Consider the following 5,061-nt stretch of genomic DNA (forward strand, 5'->3'; position numbering starts at 1 on the left):
TCGAGAAAGGCCTGTTGCGCGTCCCCACTTCACGCGCGATCGCGGCGTGGACCCCGCCAACCTCGCGCGCTTCGCCTTCGATGGCATCGGAGAGGATAACCGCCTCGACGCCTTGCCGTTTCGCTTCCGTAGCGGCGGCTTCCAGCGATACCCCGGCCGAAGCGATCAGATGCACCTCGTTGCGCAAAAAGCGCTCGTCATCCGGGCTTGGCGCATCGGCGGCCGGCGAATTGATATGCGCCATCACCGAGGCCGGCAGTTTCATGCCATAGGCCGATATCGAGGCCAGCGCGTCGGCGCGGCTGCCTGTATCCGGTACGGTTGGGCCGGAGGCGACCATTGCCGGATTATCGCCGGGAATATCGGAGACGATCAGCGACACCACCCTGGCCGGCCATGCGGCCGCCGCCAGCCTGCCGCCCTTGATGGTGGAAAGGTGCTTGCGGATAGTGTTCATCGCCGCGATCGGCGCACCCGAGGCGAGCAGCGCCTCATTGACGGCGATCTCGTCGGCCAGCGTCAAGCTGCCGGCCGGCGACGGCAACAGCGCCGAGCCGCCGCCGGAAATCAGCGCCACCACCAGATCGTCCGCCGTCAGCCCTTGCACCTTCGCCAGCAGCCGGCGCGAGGCTTCAAGGCCGGCATCGTCCGGCACCGGGTGCGCCGCCTCGATGATCTCGATGCGCTCGCAGGTCGCGCCATAGCCATAGCGGGTGACGACCAGCCCTTCGATGGGGGCGTCCCACACTTTCTCGAAGGCTGCCGCCATTTGCGCCGAGCCTTTGCCCGCGCCGATGACGATGGTACGGCCCTTGGGCTTGGCCGGCAGATGATCCCTGATGGTTCGTTCCGGATCGGCGGCGGCGACGGCGGCGTTGAAGATAGAGACGAGGAACGATTTGGGGTCGAGCACGGTCATTCGGCTTCCCGAGGCAATGCCAAGCCGCGCTTGTCGACGCCCAAATGATCGCACAGCGCATCGACGACGACGCCGTGATCCTCGCGCTCCGGCAGTCCGGAAACGGCGATGACGCCAATGACGCCGGTGCCCTTGGCGTTCACCGGAAAGCCACCGCCGGCCAGCACGTAGTCGGCAATATCCAGCCCTTCACCAATCTTGAAGGTGCGGTCGGGGCGCTGCTGTTCCAACACCATGCGATAGGTGCTTCTCAGGAACCGTTTGACCACATTGATCTTGCGCCGCGCCCAGTCGGGATTGGAAGCGTTCGAGCCCGGCAGCGCGGCGTAGAACAGCGGCCGGTCCCACAGCCTGATGTCGACTATGATGGGTAGATCTTCGGCGATTGCACGATCGCGAATGGCGGAGCCGATTTTGAAAGCGACGGCCTCGTCAAAGGTCGCGAAGACAAGGGTCTCTTCCTGTCTCTTGATCAGAGCGATGTCGTCAGCAACGGCCATTTTCTTTCTCCGAAATCGTCACACGTCGTGTGTACGACAAGCTCCGCTCGGTCAAGCTTCCGTGGCGTGGCCACCTTCTCCCGAGGGGAGAAGAGACGAGCACGGGCCTCGGCTTCCTCCTCTCCCCTCGGGGAGAGGCCGGATTGCCCCGAATTGCCTTCGCAATTCGGTTGGCAATCCGGGTGAGGGGGCCTTACCCCGCGCTCATGTCAGCCTTGGCTGGCCGCCCCGCCACATAAACTTCGCGGACGGAGCGGTCGTCGCCCAGCGTCTGCAGGAGAAAGAGTTCCTGCGCCAGCGTCTCGACCGTCTCCATCCTGAGTCGCATTCCCGGCGTTGCCCTGGCGTCCAGCACGACGATGTCGGCGTCGGTGCCCGCGTCCAGCGTGCCTATCTTTTCCACCACCGACAGCGCCTCGGCATTGCCGCGCGTCGTCTGCCAGAAGGACTGGAACGGGTTGAGCTTTTCGCCATTCAGCGCGATCACCTTGTAGCCTTCGTCCATGGTGCGCAGCATGGAGTAGTTGGTGCCGCCGCCGACATCGGTGGCGGCGGCGATGCGGATCGGCTTGTCGCGTCGGCGAAAGCGCTGATAATCGAAGAGGCCGGAGCCGAGGAAAAGGTTCGAGGTCGGGCAGAACACCGCCACCGAGCCCGAGTCCGAAAGCGCATCCGCTTCGCGCTCCGACAAATGGATGCAGTGGCCGAACAGGCTCTTTTTGCCTAACAGCCCGTAATGCTCGTAGACGTCGGTGTAGTCGCGCGCCCACGGGTAGAGTTCCTGCGTGAAAGCGATCTCGGCGTGGTTTTCCGACAGATGCGTCTGCATGTGCAGGCCGGGATGTTCGCGGCACAACACGCCCGCCATCTCCATCTGCTCCGGCGACGAGGTGATGGCGAAGCGCGGCGTGATGGCGTAGTGCTGGCGGCCCTTGCCGTGCCACTCCTTGATCAGCGCCTTTGTGTCGTCATAGCCGGATTGCGGGGTGTCGAGCACGCCGTCGGGCGCATTGCGATCCATCATCACCTTGCCGGCGATGTTGAGCATGTTGCGGTCATGCGATTCTGCGAAGAAGGCTTCGGCCGAGGCCTTGTGCACCGAGCAGTAGGCGGCGACCGTCGTGGTGCCGTGGCGCACCATTTCGTCGAGGAACAGCCGCGCGATGCGGCGGCCGTGCTGGGCGTTGGCGAACTTCGTTTCTTCCGGAAAAGTGTAGGTGTTCAGCCAGTCGAGCAGTTCGGCGCCGTAGGAGGCGATGATCTGCATCTGCGGAAAATGCGCATGGGCATCTATGAAGCCGGGCAGCAGCAGATGCGGCCGGTGGTCAATCCTTTTCACCGTTTCGTCGGCTTGCTTTTCAACATCGGCATAACTACCCGCGGCGACGATCCTGCCGTCACGGATCAGCAGTCCGCCATCCTCCTCGTAGCGCCAGGCGGAATGGTCTTCGAGAGTTTGCGGCCAGCGCACAAAGGACAGCGTGCGGCCGCGCAGAAGTGTCGAATTCATGCTATTTCCCTGCGCCTTCGAACCAGGCCACCAGCAGCGCCCGTTCCTTGTCGGTGATCTGAGAGACGTTGGCGGGCGGCATGGCGTGGCTGCGGCCGGCCTGCAGATAGATTTCGCGGGCGTGGTTGGCGATATCCGCATCGGTGTCGAGCATCACGCCCTTGGGCGCATGATAGATGCCCTCATAGACCGGCTCCGCCGCGTGGCACATTGAACAGCGGCCGAGCACGGTGTCGCGCACCGCCGGGAAATGCGCTGAAGCGACATAGACTTGCGCCGACGCGGATTCCTTGGGTTCGCCGGTCAGCACTTTCGGCGCGGTCGACAGCCAGATGATGACGATGAACAGGACGAGTGCCGCCATCCAGGTCCAGGTCGGATTGCCCTTGCGCGCATGGACCGAGTTGAAATAGTGCCGGATCAGCACGCCGATGATGAACACCAGCGAGGCGATGACCCAGTTGAACTCAGTGCCGAACGCCAGCGGATAGTGGTTCGACAGCATCAGGAACAGCACCGGCAGCGTCAGGTAATTGTTATGGAGAGAGCGCTGCTTGGCGATCTTGCCGTATTTCGGGTCGGGCTTGCGGCCGGCGATGAGGTCGGCGACGACGATCTTCTGGTTGGGGATGATGACCATGAAGACATTGGCCGACATGATCGTGGCGGTGATGGCGCCCAGATGCAGGAAGGCGGCACGGCCGGTGAACAGGTGGGTCAGTCCCCAGGCGATGAACACCAGCACGCAATAGAGCACCAGCATCAGGCCGGTGTCGCTTTTGCCCAGCGGCGAGCGGCACAGCAGATCGTAGACCACCCAGCCGACGCCGATCGTTGCCAGAGACAGCAGGATGCCGACCGGCACCGACATCGGCAGCACGTTCGGATCGATCAGGAACAGATCGGCCCCGGCATAATAGACGACGCACAGCATGGCGAAGCCGGAAAGCCAGGTGGCGTAGGATTCCCATTTGAACCAGGTCAGGTGTTCCGGCATTTCGGCCGGCGCCACCAGATATTTCTGGATGTGATAAAAGCCGCCGCCATGCACCTGCCATTCCTCGCCGAAGGCGCCGACGGGCATGCCGGGACGCTGGCGCAGGCCGAGATCGAGCGCGACGAAATAGAACGACGAGCCGATCCAGGCGATGCCGGTGACGACATGCAGCCAGCGCACGGCAAAACTCAGCCAATCCCAGAAAATCGCGAAATCCATCATTGAAATCGTCCCTGCCGATTGGGTGACTTTACGGGCTGGAGCGCAAACGGAAAGAGGCGAGGCGCACGAGGACTTTCAAAAAAAAATGGAAAATACTAGGTTGATCCTGCAAACCGGCGAAGGTGCTCCGCATGGCCTATCTCGACAACATCGCCGTCTTCGTTCGCGTCGTTGAACTCGGCAATCTGTCGGCGGCCGGGCGCGACATGCGCATTTCGCCGGCGGTCGCTTCCAACCGCATCAAGGAACTGGAGAAGCACCTTGGCGTGCGGCTGTTCAACCGCACCACACGGCAATTGATGCCGACCGAGCATGGCACGGTTTTTTACGGGGGCGCCAAGCAGGTGCTGGAGGCAATCACCGAGGCGGAAGCGGCAGTCTCTGCCCTTTCCGGCCAGCCGCGCGGCACCATCCGCGTCACGGCACCGCTCGGCCTCGGCCGCCGGCTGGTCGCTTCGGGCATCCCCGATTTCCACGACAAATACCCTGATATCGAGGTGCGGCTCAGGCTCTCGGACCACAATGTCGACATCATGAAGGAAGGCATCGACGTCGCCTTCCGGCTCGGCATCATCGAGGATTCCAGCCTCAGGATGCGCGGCATCATGGAATGCGAGCGCGTGCTGGTGGCGGCGCCGAAATATCTCGAAGCGCGCGGCGAACCGATTGAGCCGCAGGAACTGATCGGCAAGAAGCACGACTGCCTGATGCTGCGTTATTCGGGCGCGCGCGAATATGTGTGGACGCTGCAGACCCCCACCGGCCCGCAGAAATTCGAGGTACACGGGCCCTACGACACCGACGATGGCGACGTGCTCACCGGCTGGGCGCTTTCAGGCCGCGGCATCATCAACAAGCCGCGCTTCGAGGTCGAGCCATTCATCCGCGATCGGCGGCTGAAGGTGATCCTGCC

General features: G+C 63.0%; 5 protein-coding genes. 1 reads left to right on the top strand and 4 read right to left on the bottom strand.

The genetic code is table 11. From position 1 onward, the window contains the following. The 4 genes from ENZ75_RS20405 to ENZ75_RS20420 form a co-directional block, all read right to left on the bottom strand. Positions 1-919, bottom strand: a 919-nt coding sequence (locus tag ENZ75_RS20405) for a glycerate kinase (RefSeq protein WP_164887892.1), incomplete at its 3' end; no start/stop codon positions are given. Beyond that, complete coding sequence (locus tag ENZ75_RS20410; RefSeq protein WP_063169827.1) at positions 916-1,419, bottom strand: heme-degrading domain-containing protein; 504 nt, start codon at positions 1,417-1,419, stop codon at positions 916-918. The genes ENZ75_RS20410 and ENZ75_RS20405, both read right to left, overlap by 4 nt. Before the next feature lie 193 nt (positions 1,420-1,612). Continuing rightward, complete coding sequence (gene guaD / locus ENZ75_RS20415; protein ID WP_063169826.1) at positions 1,613-2,929, bottom strand: guanine deaminase; 1,317 nt, start codon at positions 2,927-2,929, stop codon at positions 1,613-1,615. 1 nt (position 2,930) lies between these two features. Continuing rightward, complete coding sequence (locus ENZ75_RS20420) at positions 2,931-4,148, bottom strand: urate hydroxylase PuuD (RefSeq protein ID WP_024501931.1); 1,218 nt, start codon at positions 4,146-4,148, stop codon at positions 2,931-2,933. Between the two features lie 131 nt (positions 4,149-4,279). On the opposite strand from ENZ75_RS20420, the gene ENZ75_RS20425 reads away from it, so the two are divergent. After that, positions 4,280-5,061: LysR family transcriptional regulator (locus ENZ75_RS20425; RefSeq protein ID WP_164887893.1), on the top strand; the 782-nt coding region annotated here is incomplete at its 3' end.

It is taken from the genome of Mesorhizobium sp. M7A.F.Ca.CA.002.04.1.1 (assembly GCF_004022805.1).
In the GTDB taxonomy this organism is placed as follows: Bacteria; Pseudomonadota; Alphaproteobacteria; order Rhizobiales; family Rhizobiaceae; genus Mesorhizobium; species Mesorhizobium ciceri.